We start from the raw sequence: 19,187 nt of genomic DNA, 5'->3' as shown, positions 1-19,187 counted from the left end.
CCGGGGTCGGCCGCATCATGGAAACGCCCCGGTCATCCCTGGGGCACGGCAGAAATCGGACAGAGGGAGTCGTCGTGAGGGTCGGAATCGTCGGAGCCACCGGTCAGGTCGGCACGGTCATGCGCAGGATCCTCGCGGAGCGCGACTTCCCGGTCACGCAGCTGCGCCTGTTCGCCTCGGCCCGCTCGGCCGGGACGGTGCTGGACGGCGTGACCGTGGAGGACGCGGCGGCCGCCGACTACTCCGGCCTCGACATCGTCCTCTTCTCCGCGGGCGGCGCGACCTCCAGGGCACTGGCCGAAAAGGTCGCCTCGCAGGGCGCCGTGGTGATCGACAACTCCTCGGCGTGGCGCCGGGACCCCGAGGTGCCGCTGGTCGTCGCCGAGGTGAACCCGCACGCGATCGCCGACCGCCCCAAGGGCATCATCGCCAACCCGAACTGCACCACCATGGCCGCGATGCCGGTCCTCAAGCCGCTGCACGAGGAGGCGGGGCTCGAGGCGCTGGTCGTCGCGACGTACCAGGCGGTGTCCGGGTCCGGGCTCGCGGGCGTGGCGGAGCTGCACGGCCAGGTGCAGAAGGTCGCCGCCGAGGCCGACAAGCTCACCCACGACGGCGCGGCGGTGGACTTCCCCGAGCCCGCGGTCTACAAGCGCCCCATCGCCTTCAACGTGCTCCCGCTGGCCGGCTCGATCGTGGACGACGGTCTGCACGAGACCGACGAGGAGCAGAAGCTGCGCAACGAGTCCCGCAAGATCCTGGAGATTCCCGGTCTGAAGGTCTCCGGCACCTGCGTGCGCGTCCCGGTCTTCTCCGGCCACTCCCTCCAGATCAACGCCCGGTTCGCCCGCCCGATCTCCCCGGAGCGCGCCACCGAGCTGCTCGCGAAGGCTCCGGGCGTCGCCCTCTCCGACATCCCGACCCCGCTCCAGGCGGCCGGCCAGGACCCGTCGTACGTCGGCCGGATCCGCGGTGACGAGACGGTGGACAACGGCCTCGCGCTGTTCGTCTCCAACGACAACCTCCGCAAGGGCGCCGCGCTGAACGCGGTGCAGCTCGCGGAGCTGGTGGCGGCGGAGCTGTCCGCCTGACCCAGGGGCATGGGAAGGGGCGCCCGGCGGCTCGCCGGGCGCCCCTTCCCCGTGTCCGGTGCTACTGGGCGGCGCCGTCCGCGGCCTGGGCCCGCAGCGCCCGCTCGATGCCCGCGCGGGACTCGGAGACCAGGCGGCGCAGGGCCGCGGAGGGCTCGGCCGAGGCCAGCCAGGCGTCCGTCCGCTCCAGGGTCTCGGGGGTGACCTGGAGGGACGGGTACAGACCGATGGCGATCTGCTGGGCGATCTCGTGCGACCGGGAGTCCCAGGCGTCCTTGACGATCTCGAAGTACCGCTCCGCGTACGGCGCCAGCAGCTCGCGCTGGTCCGTCTGCACGAAGCCGCCGATCACGGCCTCCTGCACGGCGTTCGGCAGCTTGTCGGAGTCGACCACCGAGGACCAGGCCTCCGCCTTCGCCTCCTCGGTCGGCCGGGCCGCGCGGGCGGTGGCCGCGTGCCGCTCACCGGCGGCGGTCTTGTCCCGCTCGTACTCGCCGGCGATCTCCGCCTCGTCGTACCGGCCGACCGCGGCGAGGCGCTCAACGAACGCCCAGCGCAGCTCGGTGTCCACGGTCAGGCCCTCGATGGTCTGGGTGCCGTCCAGCAGGGCCTCCAGGAGGTCCAGCTGCTCGGGCGTGCGCGCGGTCGCCGCGAAGGCCCGCGCCCAGGCCAGCTGGTGGTCGCTGCCCGCCTCGGAGCTGCGCAGGTGCGCGAGCGTGGCGTCGGTCCAGCGGGTGAGCAGGGACTCGCGGGCGGCCGGGTCGGCGTACAGGTCGAGGGCCAGCTTCACCTGGCGGTGCAGCGACTGCACGACGCCGATGTCCGACTCCTTGCCGATGCCGGAGAGCACCAGCGAGAGGTAGTCGCGGGTGGCCAGCTCGGCGTCCCGCGTCATGTCCCAGGCCGAGGCCCAGCACAGGGCGCGCGGCAGGGACGCCTCGAAGTCGCCGAGGTGCTCGGTGACGAAGGCGAGGGAGTGCTCGTCCAGGCGGACCTTGGCGTACGACAGGTCGTCGTCGTTGAGCAGGATCACGGCCGGGCGGGTCCTGCCGGCCAGCTGCGGTACGGCGGTCAGCTCGCCGTCCACGTCCAGCTCGATCCGGTCGGTGCGCACCAGCTTGCCGGCCGCGTCGAGGTCGTACAGGCCGATCGCGATGCGGTGCGGGCGCAGGGTCGGCTCGCCCTGGGCGCCGGCGGGCAGCGCGGGGGCCTCCTGGCGTACGGCGAAGGAGGTGATGACCCCGTCCCCGTCCGTCTCGACCTCGGGCCGCAGGACGTTGATCCCGGCGGTCTCCAGCCACTTCTTCGACCAGGTCTTCAGGTCGCGGCCGGAGGTCTCCTCCAGGGCGCCCAGCAGGTCGGACAGGCGCGTGTTGCCGAACGCGTGCCGCTTGAAGTACGCCTGCACGCCCTTGAAGAACTCGTCCTCGCCGACGTAGGCCACCAGCTGCTTGAGGACGGAGGCGCCCTTGGCGTAGGTGATGCCGTCGAAGTTGACGAGGACGTCGTCCAGGTCACGGATGTCCGCCATGATCGGGTGCGTGGAGGGCAGCTGGTCCTGCCGGTACGCCCAGGTCTTCATGGAGTTGGCGAACGTGGTCCACGAGTGCGGCCAGCGCGAGCCGGGGGCGGCGGCCTGGCAGGCGATGGAGGTGTAGGTGGCGAACGACTCGTTCAGCCACAGGTCGTTCCACCACTCCATGGTGACCAGGTCGCCGAACCACATGTGGGCCAGCTCGTGCAGGATCGTCTCGGCCCGCACCTCGTACGCCGCGTCGGTCACCTTGGACCGGAAGACGTACTGGTCGCGGATGGTGACCGCGCCGGCGTTCTCCATGGCGCCCGCGTTGAACTCGGGCACGAACAGCTGGTCGTACTTCTCGAAGGGGTACGCGTAGTCGAACTTCTCCTGGAACCAGTCGAAGCCCTGCCGGGTGACCTCGAAGATCGCGTCCGAGTCGAGGAACTCGGCGAGCGAGGGCCGGCAGTAGATGCCGAGCGGCACGCTCTGGCCGTCCTTCTCGTAGACGCTGTGCACCGAGTGGTACGGGCCGGCGATCAGCGCGGTGATGTACGACGAGATGCGCGGGGTCGGCGCGAACGTCCAGACGTTGTCGACCGGCTCGGGCGTCGGCGAGTTCGACACGACCGTCCAGCCCTCGGGAGCGTTCACGGTGAACTGGAAGGTGGCCTTCAGGTCCGGCTGCTCGAAGGAGGCGAAGACGCGGCGGGCGTCCGGAACCTCGAACTGGGTGTACAGGTAGGCCTGCTCGTCGACCGGGTCGACGAACCGGTGCAGGCCCTCACCGGTGTTGGTGTACGCGCAGTCGGCCACGACCCGCAGGACGTTACGGCCCTCCAGCAGACCCGGCAGCGTGATCCGCGAGTCCGCGAACACCTCGGCCGGCTCCAGCCGGTCGCCGTTGAGCACGACCTCGTGGACGGCCGGGGCGACCAGGTCGATGAAGGACTTTGCCCCGCCGCGGGCGACGTCGAAGCGCACCGTGGTCACGGACCGGTAGGTACCGCCCTCCTGCGCGCCGGAGAGGTCGAGATCGATCTCGTACGAGTCAACGTTGAGCAGCTCAGCCCGCTGCTGCGCCTCTTCGCGAGTCAGGTTTGTGCCAGGCACGCGGTCATCTCCTCGTTTATGTGTGGTTGCGCCATCCTTCCATGCCGTCCGGCGGAAACGCGATGTCCGTTTCCCGCCGGTGAGGTGGGCCGCGCCGCCGGAAGGTGGACTCATGACGACCTACACCGTGTGCCCCATTCCCGCCGGCACTCTCGCCGCGCTGCTCACCGAGGACGACGCGGGCGACCCGGCGGCCCCCTACCCCGACCCGGAGGGCGGCGCCCCGCTGCGCTGCTGTCTGCGCCGCAGCGCACCCGGGGAGCGAATTGCCCTTGTTTCGTACGCCCCGCTGCGCCGCTGGGCGGCGGAGACCGGCGCCCGCCCCGGCGCGTACGACGAGCGGGGGCCGGTCTTCGTCCACGCGAACGGCTGCTCCGGGCCGGCCGGCCCTGAACTGCCCTTCACCAACGCCCACCGCGTCCTGCGCCGCTACTCGGCACAGGGGCACATCCTCGGTGGGGAACTGGTGAGCGAGGGCTTCCCGTCGGCCCTCACGCGGGCCCTCAGCGACCCGGAGGTGTCGTTCGTCCAGGTACGGGCGGTGGAGTACGGGTGCTTCCTGTACGAGGTCCGCCGGGCATGACCGGCCGGTCCCGGCGCCGGTAGACGCCGGCCAGAGCGGAGACGGTGACCCACCCGGCCGCCCCCACGGGCTCCACATGGCGGGCGCTCGGGGTCATCGCGACCAGATCGAGGGCCTGTGCCGCGCGCAGAGTCAGCCGGTACTCGACCTCTTCGGTGCCGGCGGCCTCGAAGAAGGGGTCCAGCGCGCGGTGCAGCCGCCGCTCCTTGTCCGGGTCGACGGCGACCATCCCGGGCAGCCGGTCGCGCAGTTCGGCGAGGTGCGCGGGGGTGGGGCGGACGACGACCAGCCGGCCGCGCGGGCGCAGCACCCGGTGGAACTCGGCCGGATTGCGCGGGGCGAACACGTCCAGGACGACATCGGCGGCGCCGTCGGCCAGCGGGAACGGCCGGAAGACGTCCCAGCTCACGGCGGCGGCCCGGTCGTGGACCCGCGCCGCCGCGCGCAGGGCGCGGGCGGAGGAGTCCAGGCCGAGGCCGCGGGCACCGGGCAGCCGGTCGAGGACACCGGCGAGGTAGTAGCCGGTGCCGCAGCCCGCGTCCACGACCGTGGCCCGCTCCGGCCGACCGTCGGCGGCCAGCCGGGCCACGGCCCGCCGCAGGGGCGCGTACGCGCCGGTGGCCAGGAAGCGTTCCCTGGCGCGGACCATGGGCGCGTCGTCGCCGCTGGTGGCGCGGGCGCCGGTGAGGAGACCGACGTAGCCGGGCCGGGCGATGTCGAAGGTGTGCCCGGCCGGGCAGCGCAGGGCGCCGGGGGCGGGGCGGAGTCGGGGCGCGCGGCAGGCGGGGCAGCGCAGCAGGTCGAGGAAGGGCGTGAGGGCAGGCGGATACGGCATGGGCACTCCTGGCGGGCCGGGGGGAGGGGAAGGTGCCCGCGGTTCACACCCGCCGGGCACACCGAGGAGGGCGATGCCCTACGGCACCGCCCTCACCGACCTCCGGTCAGAGGAAGCAGTGGTGCGGAGTGCTCAGAAACGCCATGCCGGGAGTCTAGACACGTCGGCTCGGCGTGGGGACCGCCCGTGGCGGGGCGTCTACGGTGGCGGCGATGGGAGTGAGCGGAGGGCGCCTTGGAGGACACCTTGAGCGACAGCGCGTGGGTCAGTAGCTCGATGCCGTACCTGACACCACGGGAGCGGGGGCAGACCGATGCGTGGGCGGCCGAGGCCGCGGCGCGCGGGGGCAAGGGAAGTCAGCGGATCGTGCGGGCCGGGGAGGTGCCCGCTCCTCGGGACGTCGCCGCCCTGCTCGGGGTGGCCGCCGGAGAGGTCGTCGTCGTACGGCGTCGGGTCATCGAACTGGACGGCGAACCGTGCGAGTTGACGGACACGTACTACCCCGCCGACATCGCGCGGGGAACTCCTCTCGCCGGGACGGGGAAGATCCGCGGCGGGGCCGTGACCCTTCTCGCCGGTCTCGGTCACGTCGGCGCGCGCGTCCGGGAGGACGTGACCGCCCGGCTGCCCGCCCCGGAGGAGCGCGACACCCTGTGCCTCCCACCGGACGAGCCGGTCCTCGAACTGAACAGGGTCACCTTCGACGGCGACGACCGGCCCATCCAGGTCGACCTGATGGTCATGCCGGCTCACCGGCAGCGACTGCGCTACGAGATGCGGATCGGATGACCGTGCCCACCACCGAGAAGCCACCGTCATGGTCAAGGCCGGTCACCTCTACGAGCTGCACTACGAGTTCACCGCAGACTGACCCCGCTCGGTGAACTCGGGGAAGGCCCGAAGATCAGCGGGTCCGGGTGGCCTGGGCCGGGGCCGCGCCGCCGGGTAGACGCCGCCCCCCACCAGCGAAAACGCCGGGGGCGCCGACCTCGCCCGTGTACGTGGCGCGCACGTAGCGACGGGAGGACAGGCGCCCCCGGCGTGGAAACCGTTGTTCCGGCGATCAGGCCTTGGCCTGGGCGTCGGGCTTGACGTTGATGTTGGACGAGGTGGTCTTGCCCTTGGCGCGGGACTTGTCCAGCACCATCACCAGACCGGCGATGATCCCGAAGATGACCAGCGGGAGCAGGACGTACAGACCCAGCGTCTGGACGACGCTGAGGCCCGGACCGGGGTCGTCGCCGTCGTCGCGGATCAGCGCGAGCGCAGGGGACGACATGAGCAGCATCATCAGCGTCGTACCGGCGCCCAGGGTGCCGGCGCGCAGGGCGTTCTTCTTGTCCACGATCTCAAGTTAGCGAATCACCCGGAAGGACGCGCGCGCGGGGTACCGTAGCGGCTCCTCAGCCTCCCCTGAGCTGGGCGAACACCTCCAGGAGCGCGCGCAGGCGCGGAGCGGACGTCAATTCCTCCAGCGGCACCGCCCTGCCCGAGCGGTCCGCGACCGGCAACCGCCAGTTGGGGTATTCGTCCCAGGTGCCCGGCAGATTCTGCGGGCGGCGGTCGCCCACCCCGTCCGGCAGCCAGACCCCGATCAGCCGGGCCGGGGTGCGCAGCAGGAACCGGTGGACGGCGCGCACCTCCGCCTCCTCGTCGGTGCCGGGCGGCCCGGTCGCCGTACTGTCCACCAGCCCGAGGCTGCCCAGCAGGGCGAGCCACTCGGCGGCGTCGGCGACGGCCTCGGCGCGTTCCTCGGCGGCGGGCCGGGTGAGCAGCCCGAGCCGGTCGCGCAGCTCGACGTGGTCGCCGGTGAGGCGGGCGGCGGTGGGCGGCAGGTCGTGGGTGGTGGCGGTGGCCAGGCAGTCGGCGCGCCAGCGTTCGGGGGGCAGCGGGCGGCCGTCGCCGGTCCAGTCGCGTTCGAACCAGAGCACGGAGGTGCCGAGGACGCCGCGCCGCTGCAAGGTCTCGCGGACGCCGGGTGCCACGGTGCCGAGGTCCTCGCCGATGACGACGGCCCCGGCGCGCCCGGCCTCCAGCGCGAGGACGGCGAGCATGGCCTCGGCGTCGTAATGGACGTACGTGCCCTCGGTCGGCGGGCTGCCCTCGGGGACCCACCAGAGCCGGAACAGACCCATGACGTGGTCGATGCGCAGGGCGCCCGCATAGCGGAACAGGGCGCGCAGGAGGTCGCGGTAGGGGGCGTAGCCGCAGGCGGCCAGGCGGTCGGGGCGCCAGGGCGGCAGGCCCCAGTCCTGGCCGCGCGCGTTGAAGGCGTCCGGGGGCGCGCCGACGGTCATGCCGGCGGCGAAGACGTCCTGCTGGGCCCAGGCGTCGGCGCCGGTGGGATGCACGCCGACGGCGAGGTCGTGCACGATCCCGACCGGCATCCCGGCCTCCCGCGCGGCGCGCTGCGCGGCCCGCAGCTGTCCGTCGGTGAGCCAGGCGAGGCGGGTGTGGAACGCGACGCGGTCGGCGTGTTCGGCGCGGGCGCGGGCGGTCGCCCCGGAGCGGGGGTCGCGCAGGCCGCCGGGCCAGGTGGTCCAGTCGGGGCCGTACGACTCGGCGAGGGCGCAGTAGGTGGCGTGGTCGTCGAGGGCCTGTCCGTGGGCGGCGCGGAAGGCGTCGTACGCGGCTTGCCGGCCGGGGCCGAGGGGGACGGCGAGGACCGTCTCCAGTGCCTCGCGCTTGAGTTCCCACACCGCGTCGCGGTCGATGAGGGCGCCCTTGTCGAGTACGGCGGCGCGCAGCCGGGCGGCGCGTTCCAGGAGCCCGGCGAGCCGCTCGCGGTCCTCGGCGTACGCGTACTCGGGGACGTCCTCGACGCGCAGGTGCACGGGGTCGGGGAAGCGCCGGGAGGACGGCCGGTACGGCGAGGGGTCGGTGGGCGCGCCGGGCACCGCCGAGTGCAACGGGTTGACCTGCACGAACCCGGCTCCGGCGACCCGGCCGGCCCAGCCCGCCAGCTCGGCGAGGTCGCCGAGGTCGCCCATGCCCCAGGAGCGGCGGGAGAGCAGCGAGTACAGCTGGACGAGGAGTCCGTACGAGCGTCCGGGCGGCGCGGGCAGCCGGTCGGGGGCGACGACGAGGTGGGCGTGGCCGGTGCGGCCGTCGGGGGCGTGGGCGGTGATCCGGTGGACGCCGAGCGGGAGCCCGGCGACGAGGGTCGCGCGCGCGGGGTACGGCTCCTGCCCGCGCCCCGCGCCGGCCTCCGGCCCCGGCCCCGGTGCGTCCGCGTCACCCGGCCCCGGCAGGTCCACGTCGCCCTGACCCGGCACCTCCGCCTCCCGCTCCTCCCCCTGCTCCGTCTCGACGCGCACGCGGGTGCCGGGCGGCAGGGCGGTGAGGGCGGCGGGGTCGTGGGGGTCGCCGGCCCAGTGGACGACGGTCGGCGGCAGCAGGCGTTCGCGCAGGGCGCGTTCCCGGTCGGCGAGCGCGGCGCGGACCGCTTCGGGGGTGGCCGCGTCGACGCCGAGGGCGTGCAGCGCGGCGGTGACGGCGGAGGCGGGGACGGTGACCGTACGGTCGGGGGCGGGGCTGTAGGAGACGGCGACCCCGTGCAGCTCGGCGAGCCGGGAGAGCTCGTCCGTGCGCGCCCCGGTCATCTACGACCCCGCCGCGTAGGCGTCCGACTCGCTGGTCAGGGTGCTGGTGTCGGCGAGCGGGGGCTCGCTGGTCAGGGGCTCGGCGGCGGGCAGCGGGGGCTCGCTGGTGAGCGGTGCCGTGGTGGCGGCGGCCTCCGCGTTGAACGCGTACAGCCTGATCTCGCCGGTCTCGGTGGACTCGATCGACTCGATGGTCTCGGCGGACGTCTCCGCCAGGGGTGTGCGCGGGGCGCCGGTCCGGCCGTGTTTCCACTGGGCCGGGATCGGGCTGCGGGCCGGTGCGGCCACGGGGGCCTCCCTTGTCTGGGTCTTCGGGGGGTCGTCTGTCCGGGTCTGCCGGGTCGTCTGTCCGGGTCTTCGGGGGGTCATCGCAGCCCTACCCCGTGAACGCCGTCGCACTCACTATTCATTCAGTACATGTATCTGATGCATACTGATCACCATGAGCACCCGGCACATCCTCCTGGGCCTGCTGGAGGCGGGGCCGAGCCATGGCTACGACCTCAAACGCCGCCACGACGAACGCTTCCCAGGGGCTCGCCCGCTGGCCTACGGGCAGGTCTACACGACGCTGCAACGCCTGGTCAGGGACGGTCTGGCGGAGATCGAGGGGACGGACGCGGACGGCGGTCCCGAGCGCACGCTGTACCGCTCGACGGCCGCCGGTGGGCGGGAACTGGCCCGCTGGGCCGGTGAGATCGCCCCGCCCGCGCCGTTCGTGGCGAACGAGATCTTCGCCAAGGTCGTCGTCTCCATCCTGGCCGGCGGCGATCCGGCCGCCTACCTGCGCGCCCAGCAGGCCGCGCACAAGGCGCGGATGCGGGAGCTGACGGCGGTGAAGACCGACCCGGCCGCCGACCTGGCGACCGTGCTCTCGGCGGACTACGCCCTGAACCACCTCGACGCCGACCTGCGCTGGATGACCACCACGGGGGCCCGGCTGACCACTTTGACCTCGGAGGTCGCACCGACATGAACCACAGGGGGGACACGATGAGCGGCACGGCGCCCTTGCTGGCGGGCCTGGATCTCGTCAAGACGCACGGCAGGACACCGGCACTGCGCGGCGCCTCGATCGCGCTGGCCGCGGGCGAGATCCTGGCCGTGACGGGGGCCAGCGGCAGCGGGAAGTCCACGCTGCTGCACATGCTGGCGGGGATCGTACGACCGGACGGGGGCGCGGTGACGTACGCCGGCCAGCGGCTCGACCGGCTGCCGGAGCGGCGGCTGACCGAGCTGCGCCGCACCGAGTTCGGGGTGGTCTTCCAGTTCGGACAGCTGGTCCCGGAGCTGACGGCCGTGGACAACGTGGGGCTGCCGCTGCTGCTGGCCGGGGTGTCCCGCGCCGAGGCCCGGCGGCGGGCGGGCGAGTGGCTGGAGCGGTTCGGGGTGCGGGAGCAGGCGGAGCTGCGGCCCGGCGGCCTCAGCGGCGGACAGGCGCAGCGGGTGGCGCTGGCGCGGGCGCTGGTGACCGGCCCGAAGGTGGTCTTCACGGACGAGCCGACGGGCGCCCTGGACTCGCTGGCGAGCGAGCAGGTGATGACGGCGCTGGTGCGCACGGCCCGCGCGGCGGGTACGGCGGTCCTGCTGATCACGCACGACGCGCAGGTCGCGGCGTACGCGGACCGCGAGGTGCGGCTGAGCGACGGCCTGGTGCTCCCGGCGGAGGTGGCGGCGTGAGCGTGTGGTCGCAGACGCTGCTGGCCTGGCGGCTGGGCCGGGGCGCGGACCGGCGGGAGTGGTGGCGGGCCGCCCTGACCGCGGCGGGGGCCGCGCTGGCGACGGCCTTCGCGCAGGCCGCGGTCGCGCTGGGTGCGCTGCACGGGCAGTACCGCATACCCGTCGGCGGCGGCCTGCTGGACCGGCCCGGTGAGCGCGCCGGAGTCGTCACGGCCCTGCTCCTCCTGCTCGTCCCGGTGCTGGGCTTCCTCGGGCAGTGCGCCCGGATCGGCGCCGTGCACCGCGACCGGCGGCTGGCCGGGCTGCGGCTGGCCGGTGCCACCCCGGCCCAGGTGCGCGGGATCGCCGCGCTGGAGACCGGCCCGGCCTGCCTGCTGGGCTCGCTGCTCGCCACCGCCGCGGCCGTGACGGTCGTACTACGGCTGTGGAGCGACCCGGCACCGGCGGCCTGGGCGGGCCTCGCGCTGATCGCCCTCGCGGTGCCGGTACTGGGCACGGCGGTGGCGCTGCTGGCGCTGCGCCGCCTCGTGGCCTCGCCGCTCGGCTGGGTGCGCCGGTCGCGGCCGCGCGGCGGGCGGGGGTGGGCGGTGCTGCTCGCCCTGCTGCCGCTGTCGGCGCTCGCCGCCTTCGGCGGTGCCCGCGGGTGGCTGCCGCTGACCGCGTTCGCGCTGCTCGCGGCGGTCGGCGCGGGGGCACTGTGGCTGGCCGGGGCCACGGCGCGGCTCGCCGGGCGGGTGGTGGCACGCCGGGCGCGTACGGCCGCCGCGCTGATCGCGGCGGAACGGCTGCGCGACGACCCGTGGGCCGCGGCCCGCACCCATGCGGCGCTGCTGCTGGTGACGGTGGCCGGCACCGGTTTCGCGGGCGTGCGGCAGGCGCTCCTCGCCGCTCTGCACCGGATGCGCGAGGACCATCAGCTGGGCATGCCGATGTCCTTCTACACCACGGGCATCGACCTGACGGGTGCGGCGGTCCTCGTCGCCCTGGCGATCACCCTGTGCGGCCTGGCCGTGTCCACCGCGGAGTCCCTGGCGAGCCGCCGCCGGGGGCTGGCCGCGCAGGTCGCCGCCGGGGTGCCGCGGGCGGTGCTGGGCCGGGCCCTGCTCCTGGAGACCGCGCTGCCGCTGCTGCCCGCGCTCGTCCTCGCGGGCGCCGGCGGCCTCGCGATCGGCACCTGGTACGCCACGCTGACCGGCGGGGCGGTCACCGTCCCGTACGCCGCCCTGCTGGTCCCGGCCCTGATCTACACCTGCTGCCTGGCCTCGGCCGCCACCGCCCTCCCCCTCCTGCACCGCTCGGCGCGTCCGGGAGAGCTGCGGTACGCGTGAGACCGCACGGTCCCGGAGGCGCGGGGGGCTTCCGGGACCGGGCGGGGGGGCTCAGCCGAGCGACGCGGTGAACTCCGTCCAGGCACGGGGGTCGAGACGGAGCAGCGGCCCGTCGGGGGTCCTGGAGTCACGGACGGCTACGGCGTCGGGGACGTTGAGGGCGACTTCGACGCACTGCCCCTCGACTTCGTCAAGTCCAGTTACAGCAGCACCTCCACTCGCGCATGTCTTACATCTCCTGGCGAATGGTGTCGATCAGCAGGGCCGAGTCGCGCTGGGCGCGGCTGAGCCGGGCCGTGCGCTCGAAGAAGGCGCCGTACACCGTGCTGTCGGACTTGTGCGCAGGCCGGAGCGCCCCGCGGTCCGAGGGGCGGGGCCGGGGGCGGGACGCGGAGGCCCGGATGGTCAGGCGGAGATGCCGTCGATCCGGGCCATGGCGTCGTCCGCGCCGTACGGTTGCAGGTAGGGCAGCCAGCGCGGGTCCCTGTGGCCGGTGCCGATGATGCGCCAGGCCAGACCGGTGGGCGGGGCCGGTTTGTGGCGCAGGCGCCAGCCCAGTTCGACGAGGTGGCGGTCGGCCTTCACGTGGTTGCAGCGGCGGCAGGACGCCACCACGTTGTCCCAGACGTGCTTGCCCCCGCGGCTGCGCGGGATGACGTGGTCGACGCTGGTTGCGACGCCACCGCAGTACATGCACCGGCCCCCGTCCCGTGCGAACAGCGCACGGCGGGTGAGCGGGACGGGTCCTCGGTAGGGGACCCGGACGAATCGCTTGAGCCGGACCACGCTGGGTGCGGGGACTGTGACGGTCGCGCTGTGCATGAAGGCGCCGGATTCCTCCAGGGAGACGGCCTTGTTCTCCAGGACGAGGATGAGCGCGCGGCGGAGCGGTACGACGCCGAGCGGCTCGTACGACGCGTTGAGGACCAGGACATGCGGCACGGGTGCCTCCTTGGGCGTCGGCGGCGCGTGGCTCGCGCCGGGACGATCTGCGGCCAGTCTCCCCTCATGCCTGGTGGTGGCGCCACCATGTCCCGGTAACGGGCTGGGAGTGTTTTCGACCACAGGTGATACATCCCCGCGATCACGCCCTGTTCAAGCCAGGGTGAGCCGTGTCTCTCCTGCGACCCTCCTTGGCGGATCCGCACAGGGCACGCACACTGCCCCGTTAGTGTGGTGGTGCTGGCCGTCCGGTGATCTTTTCGTGACCTTCGCAGACCCTGCCCGCCCCACCGGTACGGACCGTGCAGCACCTGGAGGTACCTGCCGTGTCGTCCTTGCCCGTGGTTCTGCTGGCCGCCGGTGCGTCACCGTCCCCGTCCCCGTCGCCGTCGCCGTCCGGTACGGCTCCCGCGGTGCCGACGCTCCAGGACGCGCAGGAGAGCGCGACGAACGCGGCGAGCTGGGTCGAGCAGAACTGGTCGACGTGGCTCGCCATGGGGCTCCAGATCCTGCTGATCATCGTGGTGGCGGTCGCGCTGCGCTCGATCGTGCGGCGGGCGATCACCAAGCTGATAGAGCGGATGGCCCGCACGGCGCAGGCCGTGGACGGCACCGCGCTCGGCGGGCTGCTGGTCAACGCGGAGCGGCGGCGGCAGCGGTCGGCGGCGATCGGGTCCGTGCTGCGCTCGGTCGCGAGCTTCCTGATCCTCGGTACGGCGGCGCTGATGGTGCTGTCCACCTTCAAGATCAACCTGGCGCCGCTGCTGGCGTCCGCCGGTGTCGCCGGTGTCGCGATCGGTTTCGGCGCGCGGAACCTGGTCACGGACTTCCTGTCCGGCGTGTTCATGATCCTGGAGGACCAGTACGGCGTCGGCGACGTGATCGACGCGGGCGTGGCCACCGGCGAGGTCATCGAGGTCGGTCTGCGGGTGACGAAGCTGCGCGGCGCCGAGGGCGAGATCTGGTACGTCCGCAACGGCGAGGTCAAGCGGATCGGCAACCTGTCCCAGGGCTGGGCGACGGCCGGGGTCGATGTGACCGTGCGGGCCAGTGAGGACCTGGACAAGGTCAAGGCGACGCTGGACGAGGTCGCCGAGAAGACGAGCAAGGAGGAGCCCTGGAACGAGCTGCTGTGGGGCCCGATCGAGGTCCTCGGCCTGGACTCCGTGCTCATCGACTCCATGGTGGTCCGGGTCTCCGCCAAGACCATGCCGGGCAAGTCCGTCGCCGTCGAGCGTGAGCTGCGCTGGCGCATCAAGCGCGCGTTCGACGCGGCGCACATCCGGATCGTGGGCGGCGCGACGGCGCTCGAGGACGTGGAGGACACCCCCGACCCGACGGCCGCGGTGGCCGCCCCCTCCGCCTTCGCCAACGCCGACTCCCCGCAGTCGATGGCGACGACCCCGCTCACGACCCAGCGGACGGCTCCGCCGCGGAAGTAGCGAAACGGTCCAGCACACTCGTTCGAGTGAAGAGGCGGGGCATCCCGGCGCGGCGGCGCTCGGGGTGCCCCATCGTTCTGTCCATGGACATCAGCGGTGCTGCGCCTTGGGCAACGGATACCGGTGCACCGACCGGACCGGCGCCACGGCCGCGCTGCTCGCCCCGACATCTACGTCCTGAACCGCGAGGCGACCGGCGCGGACAAGGTCCATTACGCGAGATACCCGGGCTGGTACCCCAGCGACATGATCGACCTGGTCGGCGAGGTCACCTGCACCGACTACGAAACCGACAGCGGTCCCAAACTCCGCGCCTACGCCGCCGCCGGCATCCCCGCAACGCCAAGACGACACCAAGGTCCACCCCGCGCCGTACCCCGCCCTCGACACCCGCCCCTTCCGCCGAGCCTGAGGTCCCGAGGTAACGACTCTGTTGCCTCCCAGCTCCCGCGTATTGACGCCTCCTCCCCGGCGGGCTTACGTTCGGGCGCAATAGGAAAGTTTCCTAACAGTGAGGCAGGTGGCGGGAACCATGGCAGGAGCGGCCGGTACGCCGGGGACGCCGCGCGTGCTGCGTGCGATGAACGACCGGGCCGCACTCGATCTGCTGCTGCAGCACGGCCCGCTGTCCCGTACCCGGATCGGGAATCTGACCGGGCTGTCCAAGCCCACCGCCTCCCAGTTGCTGGCCCGTCTGGAGGCCGCGGGACTGGTCCGCGTCACCGGGACCAGCGAGGGCCGGCCGGGGCCCAGCGCCCAGCTCTACGCGGTCAACCCCGGTGCCGCCTACGCCGCCGGCCTCGACGTCGCCCCCGACCGCATCCGCGCCGCCGTCGCCGACATCACCGGCCGCACGATCGGCGAGTACGAGCTGCCCACCCCCGGCAGAAGGCCCGCGCAGCCCGTCGTACGGCAGGTCACCGACGCCCTCGACGGCGCGGTGAAGGCCGCCGGGCTCGCGCGCGGCGAGCTGCACCGCGTCGTCATCGGCACCCCCGGCGCCTTCGACCCGAACACCGGCCGGCTGCGCTACGCCTCGCACCTGCCCGGCTGGCACTCCCCCGCGCTGCTCGACGAGCTGGCCGCCGCGCTGCCGATGCCGGTCGAGTACGAGAACGACGTCAACCTCGTCGCCCTCGCCGAACAGCGCCTCGGCGCCGCCCGCGGCCACGGCGACTTCGTGCTGCTGTGGAACGAGGAGGGCATCGGCGCCGCCCTCGTCCTCGGCGGGCGGCTGCACCGCGGCTGGACCGGCGGCGCCGGCGAGGTCGGGTTCCTGCCGGTGCCGGGCACGCCCCTGGTGCGCCAGGTGACCCGCGCCAACAGCGGCGGCTACCAGGAGCTGGCCGGCGCCCAGGAGCTGCCGAAGCTGGCCCGCGAACTCGGCGTCCCGGACGTGCCGCCGGGGCCGTACACCGAGGCGGCGCGCGAGCTGCTGGCGCGCGCCGCCGATCACGCGGGCGGCGGCCCGCACCGGGAGCTGCTCCAGGCGTACGCGACCCGACTCGCCACCGGTCTCGCCGCCCTCGTCTCGGTCCTCGACCCGGAACTCGTCGTCCTCAGCGGCTCCGCCCTCACCGCCGGCGGCGAGGTGCTGCGCGCCCTGATCCAGGCCGAGCTGGAGGAGCTGGCGGCGGCCCGGCCCCGGCTCGTCCTCGGCGGCATCCGCGAACACCCCGTCCTGCGCGGCGCGCTGGAGGCCGCGCTCGCCACCACCCGCGACGAGGTCTTCGACACCTCCCGCTGACCGGCCCCCGGGCCCCGAGCTCCCGGCCCCGAGAACACACCGCCGCACCCCCGAGTACCGCCCGCACCGCGCCCTCCCCACTCCGACCCGACCGTCCTGGGAGATCCCGCCATGCCCACCGCAGCACCCGGAGTCACCAGAGCCACCCGCACCGCCGCCTCCGCCCTCGCCGCCTGTGCCGTGCTGCTGGCCGCCGGCTGCACCGGGCAGTCCGGGGCGGGCGCCACGGACGACCCCACCAAGGACACGACGATCAACTTCTGGCACGCATGGAGCGCGCCGAACGAGGTCGCGGCGGTCAAGTCGCTGGTCGCCGGGTTCGAGAAGGCGCACCCCAACATCCATGTGCACATCGTCGGCAACATGACCGATGACAAGATCAACCAGGCGCTGCGCGCGGGCGGCGGCGACGCCCCGGACGTGATCTCCTCCTTCACCACGAACAACGTGGGCAAGTTCTGCTCCTCGGGCGCGCTGATCGACCTCAACCCCTTCCTGAGGAAGGCGGGCATCGATCCGGCGCGGACCTTCCCGAAGGCGATGAACGAGTACACCCAGTTCGACGGCGACCGCTGCACCGTGCCGCTGCTCGGGGACGCGTACGGGCTGTACTACAACAAGACGGCGTTCGCGAAGGCTGGGATCGGGCAACCCCCGAAGACCTGGAGCGAGTTCGAGGCCGATGCCAAGAAGCTGACCATCCCGGACGGGGACTCGTACGAACAGCTCGGCTTCATGCCCGACTACCACGGCTGGGAGACCACCACCGAGCACTACTTCGGCCAGTTCTCGCCGACGTACTTCACCAAGGACGGGAAGTCGAACGTCGCCAAGGACCCCGCTTTCAAGGAGGGTTACACACTCCAGAAGCGGCTGGTGGACGAACTCGGAGGGTTCCGGAAGCTGGAGAGGTTCCGCGCCACCCTCGGCGACGAGTGGGGCGCCGAACACCCCTTCCACACCGGGCAGGTGGCGATGCAGCTGGACGGCGAGTGGCGGCTCGGGATGGCCGAGCAGGCCAAGCCCACGTTCGCGATAGGCGTCGCCCCGCTGCCCGTACCGGACGATCAGAAGGACCAGTACGGCAAGGGCTACCTCACCGGCACCGTCACCGGCATCGCCGCCACCAGCCACAAGCAGAACGCCGCCTGGGAGTTCGTCAAGTACATCAGCACGGACACGGACGCCGTGGTCGGCTTCGCCAACGACATCCACAACGTGCCGTCCACCCTCGCCGCCCTCAAGTCCCCGAAGCTGAAATACGATCCGCGCTTCAAGACCTTCCTGGACATCGCCGCCGACCCCGACTCCACCACCACGCCGGCCTCCCCCAACGGCGGCCAGTACCTGGTGACGCTCCAGCAGCTGGGCTACGACTACGAGAGCGGCCGGGTCACGGACCTGTCGGCCGGTCTGAGGAAGGCCGCCGCGCAGATCGACACGGACATCGCGCAGGCGCAGTAGCCGATGAGCACGGTCACTCTCGCCGCCAAGCGCCGCCGGTCGGCCCTGCGGACGCTCGCCTTCCTGTCGCCCTGGCTGATCGGCTTCGCGGTGTTCTTCGCCTACCCGCTGATCTCCACCGTCTACTTCTCCCTCATGCACTACGACGGCTTCCGGCCGCCCACCTGGAGCGGCGGGAAGAACTGGGCCTACGTCTTCGGGCACTACCCGCTGTTCTGGCCCGCGCTGCGCAACACCCTGTGGCTGGTCGTGGTGATGGTGACCCTGCGCGTGGCCTTCGGGCTCGGCATCGGGATGCTCATCACGAAGATCAAGACGGGTACGGGCGTCTTCCGCACCCTGTTCTACCTGCCCTACCTCGCCCCGCCGGTCGCCGCCACCATGGCCTTCGCGTTCCTCCTCAACCCCGGTACCGGGCCCGTGAATTCGCTCCTGGAGAAGGCGGGCATCCCGGCGCCGGGCTGGTTCGACGACCCCGGCTGGTCGAAGCCGGCGCTGACCCTGCTCGCGCTGTGGGGCATCGGCGATCTGATGGTGATCTTCATGGCCGCGCTGCTCGACGTGCCGAAGGAGCAGTACGAGGCGGCCGAGCTGGACGGCGCCTCCGCTTGGCAGCGGTTCCGGTACGTGACGCTGCCGAACATCTCCCCCATCGTGATGTTCGCCGTCGTCACCGGCGTGATCCAGGCCATGCAGTACTACACGGAGCCGCTGGTCGCGGGGAAGGTCGCCTCCGGGGTGATCCAGGGCGCCGGCGCCCAGTTCGAGCCCGGCTACCCGGACAAGTCCACGCTCACCCTGCCCCAGCTCGTCTACAACCTCGGCTTCCAGCGCTTCGACTACGGCTCCGCGTGCGTCGTCGCCCTCGTACTCTTCGCCCTGTCCATGGCGTTCACCGCGCTTCTGATGCGGCGCCGGGGCGGCCTGATCCAGGCAGGTGACTGACCATGGCCCAAGTGCTCGCCGAGCCGACCGAGTCGGCGCCGGCGTCCGCGCCCGCCCGGCGGACCGCCCGGCGCAAGGAACTGCTCCAGTGGATCGCGGTGCACTCCCTCGGCGTCGCCGCCGCCCTCTTCTTCGTCCTGCCCTTCGTGTTCGTGCTGCTGACCTCGCTGATGAGCGACAGCCAGGCACTGAGCCGCGACCTGATCCCGGACACCTGGCAATGGGGCAACTACCGCACGGTCTTCGACACGCCCGGCTTCCTCACCTGGTGGCGCAACACGCTGCTCTACGCCGGCCTCGGCACCGTACTGACCGTGGTGTCCTCGATCCCCGTGGCCTACGCGCTCGCCAAGTTCCGCTTCCGTGGCCGCAATCTCGCCCTGATGCTGGTGATCTCGATGATGATGCTGCCCCCGCAGGTCGTCGTCATCCCGATGTACCTCTTCTGGGCGAAACAGCTGGGGCTGTCCGGGACGTTGTGGCCGCTGATCATCCCGATGGCGTTCGGCGACGCGTTCTCCGTCTTCCTGCTGCGCCAGTTCCTGACGACGATCCCGGACGAGTACGTCGACGCCGCCAGGGTGGACGGCTGCGGCGAACTGCGCACCCTCGTCCGGGTGGTGCTGCCGATGGCCAGGCCCGGCATCGCCGCCGTGGCCCTCTTCCAGTTCTTCAGCGCCTGGAACGACTACTTCGGGCCCCAGATCTACGCCTCCGAGAACCCCGGTGCCTGGACGCTGAGTTACGGCCTGGAGTCCTTCAAGGGCGCGCATCACACCGACTGGAACCTCACCATGGCCGCGACGGTCCTGGTCATGGCCCCCGTGATCGTCGTGTTCTTCTTCGCCCAGAAGGCATTCGTCGAAGGCGTCACGCTCACCGGAGTGAAGGGTTGA

17 protein-coding genes and 1 pseudogene are annotated in these 19,187 nt (G+C 72.7%); 11 read left to right on the top strand and 7 right to left on the bottom strand.

Annotation, left to right across the window (positions count from 1 at the left end):
* Window positions 1-74 precede the first annotated feature (74 nt).
* Complete coding sequence (locus ACE4Q9_RS21915) at window positions 75-1,091, top strand: aspartate-semialdehyde dehydrogenase (protein ID WP_397985922.1); 1,017 nt, start codon at window positions 75-77, stop codon at window positions 1,089-1,091.
* A 61-nt stretch (window positions 1,092-1,152) separates the two neighbouring features.
* Here ACE4Q9_RS21915 and pepN read toward each other — a convergent pair whose 3' ends face one another.
* Complete coding sequence (gene pepN / locus ACE4Q9_RS21910; protein ID WP_397985921.1) at window positions 1,153-3,723, bottom strand: aminopeptidase N; 2,571 nt, start codon at window positions 3,721-3,723, stop codon at window positions 1,153-1,155.
* Between the two features lie 112 nt (window positions 3,724-3,835).
* Between pepN and ACE4Q9_RS21905 the strand changes: the two genes are divergently transcribed.
* On the top strand, window positions 3,836-4,306 hold the full coding sequence (locus tag ACE4Q9_RS21905) for a DUF1203 domain-containing protein (protein WP_397985920.1): 471 nt from the start codon (window positions 3,836-3,838) through the stop codon (window positions 4,304-4,306).
* Here the strand turns inward: ACE4Q9_RS21905 and ACE4Q9_RS21900 are convergent.
* A complete protein-coding gene (locus tag ACE4Q9_RS21900; RefSeq protein ID WP_397985919.1) occupies window positions 4,227-5,147 on the bottom strand; it encodes a putative RNA methyltransferase in 921 nt (306 codons plus the stop codon). The two genes, ACE4Q9_RS21905 and ACE4Q9_RS21900, sit on opposite strands and share 80 nt — an antisense overlap.
* 240 nt (window positions 5,148-5,387) lie before the next feature.
* Here ACE4Q9_RS21900 and ACE4Q9_RS21895 point away from each other — a divergent pair, with 240 nt between their 5' ends.
* On the top strand, window positions 5,388-5,930 hold the full coding sequence (locus ACE4Q9_RS21895; protein WP_397985918.1) for a UTRA domain-containing protein: 543 nt from the start codon (window positions 5,388-5,390) through the stop codon (window positions 5,928-5,930).
* Between the two features lie 274 nt (window positions 5,931-6,204).
* Here the strand turns inward: ACE4Q9_RS21895 and ACE4Q9_RS21890 are convergent, their stop codons facing one another.
* Genes ACE4Q9_RS21890 through ACE4Q9_RS21880 form a run of 3 tightly spaced genes read right to left on the bottom strand, consistent with a single transcriptional unit; the run spans window position 6,205 to window position 9,031 of the window.
* Entirely contained in the window at window positions 6,205-6,486 is a 282-nt protein-coding gene (locus tag ACE4Q9_RS21890; protein WP_397985917.1) for a hypothetical protein, read from the bottom strand.
* Window positions 6,487-6,544: 58 nt separating this feature from the next.
* Window positions 6,545-8,743 (bottom strand): 4-alpha-glucanotransferase, encoded by a 2,199-nt coding sequence (malQ, locus tag ACE4Q9_RS21885; protein ID WP_397985916.1) that lies wholly within the window; start codon window positions 8,741-8,743, stop codon window positions 6,545-6,547.
* Window positions 8,744-9,031, bottom strand: a complete 288-nt coding sequence (locus ACE4Q9_RS21880) for a hypothetical protein (RefSeq protein WP_397985915.1) — start codon at window positions 9,029-9,031, stop codon at window positions 8,744-8,746. It abuts the gene before it with no gap.
* A 154-nt stretch (window positions 9,032-9,185) separates the two neighbouring features.
* Here ACE4Q9_RS21880 and ACE4Q9_RS21875 point away from each other — a divergent pair, with 154 nt between their 5' ends.
* From ACE4Q9_RS21875 to ACE4Q9_RS21865, 3 genes are read left to right on the top strand one after another with little or no spacing between them, the layout of a single operon-like run.
* Entirely contained in the window at window positions 9,186-9,719 is a 534-nt protein-coding gene (locus ACE4Q9_RS21875; protein WP_397985914.1) for a helix-turn-helix transcriptional regulator, read from the top strand.
* Window positions 9,716-10,423 carry an ABC transporter ATP-binding protein gene (locus ACE4Q9_RS21870; RefSeq protein ID WP_397985913.1) on the top strand — a complete coding sequence of 236 codons (708 nt, stop codon included), beginning with the start codon at window positions 9,716-9,718 and terminating at the stop codon, window positions 10,421-10,423. Before ACE4Q9_RS21875 ends, ACE4Q9_RS21870 begins: the two co-directional genes overlap by 4 nt.
* A 2-nt stretch (window positions 10,424-10,425) precedes the next feature.
* Window positions 10,426-11,751 (top strand): FtsX-like permease family protein, encoded by a 1,326-nt coding sequence (locus ACE4Q9_RS21865; RefSeq protein ID WP_397987294.1) that lies wholly within the window; start codon window positions 10,426-10,428, stop codon window positions 11,749-11,751.
* 51 nt (window positions 11,752-11,802) lie between these two features.
* On the opposite strand, the pseudogene ACE4Q9_RS21860 reads toward ACE4Q9_RS21865, so the two are convergent.
* Together ACE4Q9_RS21860 and ACE4Q9_RS21855 are read right to left on the bottom strand one after the other, a co-directional pair.
* Window positions 11,803-11,919: pseudogene (locus ACE4Q9_RS21860) on the bottom strand (DUF397 domain-containing protein); the annotation flags it as partial.
* Window positions 11,920-12,156: 237 nt separating this feature from the next.
* A complete protein-coding gene (locus ACE4Q9_RS21855) occupies window positions 12,157-12,693 on the bottom strand; it encodes an HNH endonuclease (protein WP_365578184.1) in 537 nt (178 codons plus the stop codon).
* Between the two features lie 326 nt (window positions 12,694-13,019).
* Here ACE4Q9_RS21855 and ACE4Q9_RS21850 point away from each other — a divergent pair, with 326 nt between their 5' ends.
* From ACE4Q9_RS21850 to ACE4Q9_RS21830, 5 genes are all read left to right on the top strand, one after another.
* Window positions 13,020-14,135, top strand: a complete 1,116-nt coding sequence (locus tag ACE4Q9_RS21850; RefSeq protein WP_397985912.1) for a mechanosensitive ion channel family protein — start codon at window positions 13,020-13,022, stop codon at window positions 14,133-14,135.
* A gap of 532 nt (window positions 14,136-14,667) precedes the next feature.
* Entirely contained in the window at window positions 14,668-15,882 is a 1,215-nt protein-coding gene (locus ACE4Q9_RS21845; RefSeq protein WP_397985911.1) for an ROK family protein, read from the top strand.
* Window positions 15,883-15,993: 111 nt separating this feature from the next.
* Window positions 15,994-17,346, top strand: a complete 1,353-nt coding sequence (locus ACE4Q9_RS21840; protein ID WP_397985910.1) for an ABC transporter substrate-binding protein — start codon at window positions 15,994-15,996, stop codon at window positions 17,344-17,346.
* Window positions 17,347-17,349: 3 nt separating this feature from the next.
* Window positions 17,350-18,291: a carbohydrate ABC transporter permease gene (locus tag ACE4Q9_RS21835; protein ID WP_397985909.1), complete on the top strand. Its 942-nt coding sequence runs from the start codon at window positions 17,350-17,352 to the stop codon at window positions 18,289-18,291.
* A 2-nt stretch (window positions 18,292-18,293) separates the two neighbouring features.
* Window positions 18,294-19,187 (top strand): carbohydrate ABC transporter permease, encoded by an 894-nt coding sequence (locus tag ACE4Q9_RS21830; RefSeq protein WP_397985908.1) that lies wholly within the window; start codon window positions 18,294-18,296, stop codon window positions 19,185-19,187.

It is taken from the genome of Streptomyces sp. AM6-12 (genome assembly GCF_044327085.1).
Lineage (GTDB): Bacteria > Actinomycetota > Actinomycetes > Streptomycetales > Streptomycetaceae > Streptomyces.
This window is presented reverse-complemented; position numbering and strand designations above follow the sequence as displayed.

Bases quoted from the DNA above. Each gene is read 5' to 3' on its own strand.
- ACE4Q9_RS21905 (WP_397985920.1), top strand. From the start codon at position 3,836: ATGACGACCTACACCGTGTGCCCCATTCCCGCCGGCACTCTCGCCGCG.
- malQ (WP_397985916.1), bottom strand. From the start codon at position 8,743: ATGACCGGGGCGCGCACGGACGAGCTCTCCCGGCTCGCCGAGCTGCAC.
- ACE4Q9_RS21875 (WP_397985914.1), top strand. From the start codon at position 9,186: ATGAGCACCCGGCACATCCTCCTGGGCCTGCTGGAGGCGGGGCCGAGC.
- ACE4Q9_RS21870 (WP_397985913.1), top strand. From the start codon at position 9,716: ATGAACCACAGGGGGGACACGATGAGCGGCACGGCGCCCTTGCTGGCG.
- ACE4Q9_RS21845 (WP_397985911.1), top strand. From the start codon at position 14,668: ATGGCAGGAGCGGCCGGTACGCCGGGGACGCCGCGCGTGCTGCGTGCG.
- ACE4Q9_RS21840 (WP_397985910.1), top strand. From the start codon at position 15,994: ATGCCCACCGCAGCACCCGGAGTCACCAGAGCCACCCGCACCGCCGCC.
- ACE4Q9_RS21835 (WP_397985909.1), top strand. From the start codon at position 17,350: ATGAGCACGGTCACTCTCGCCGCCAAGCGCCGCCGGTCGGCCCTGCGG.
- ACE4Q9_RS21830 (WP_397985908.1), top strand. From the start codon at position 18,294: ATGGCCCAAGTGCTCGCCGAGCCGACCGAGTCGGCGCCGGCGTCCGCG.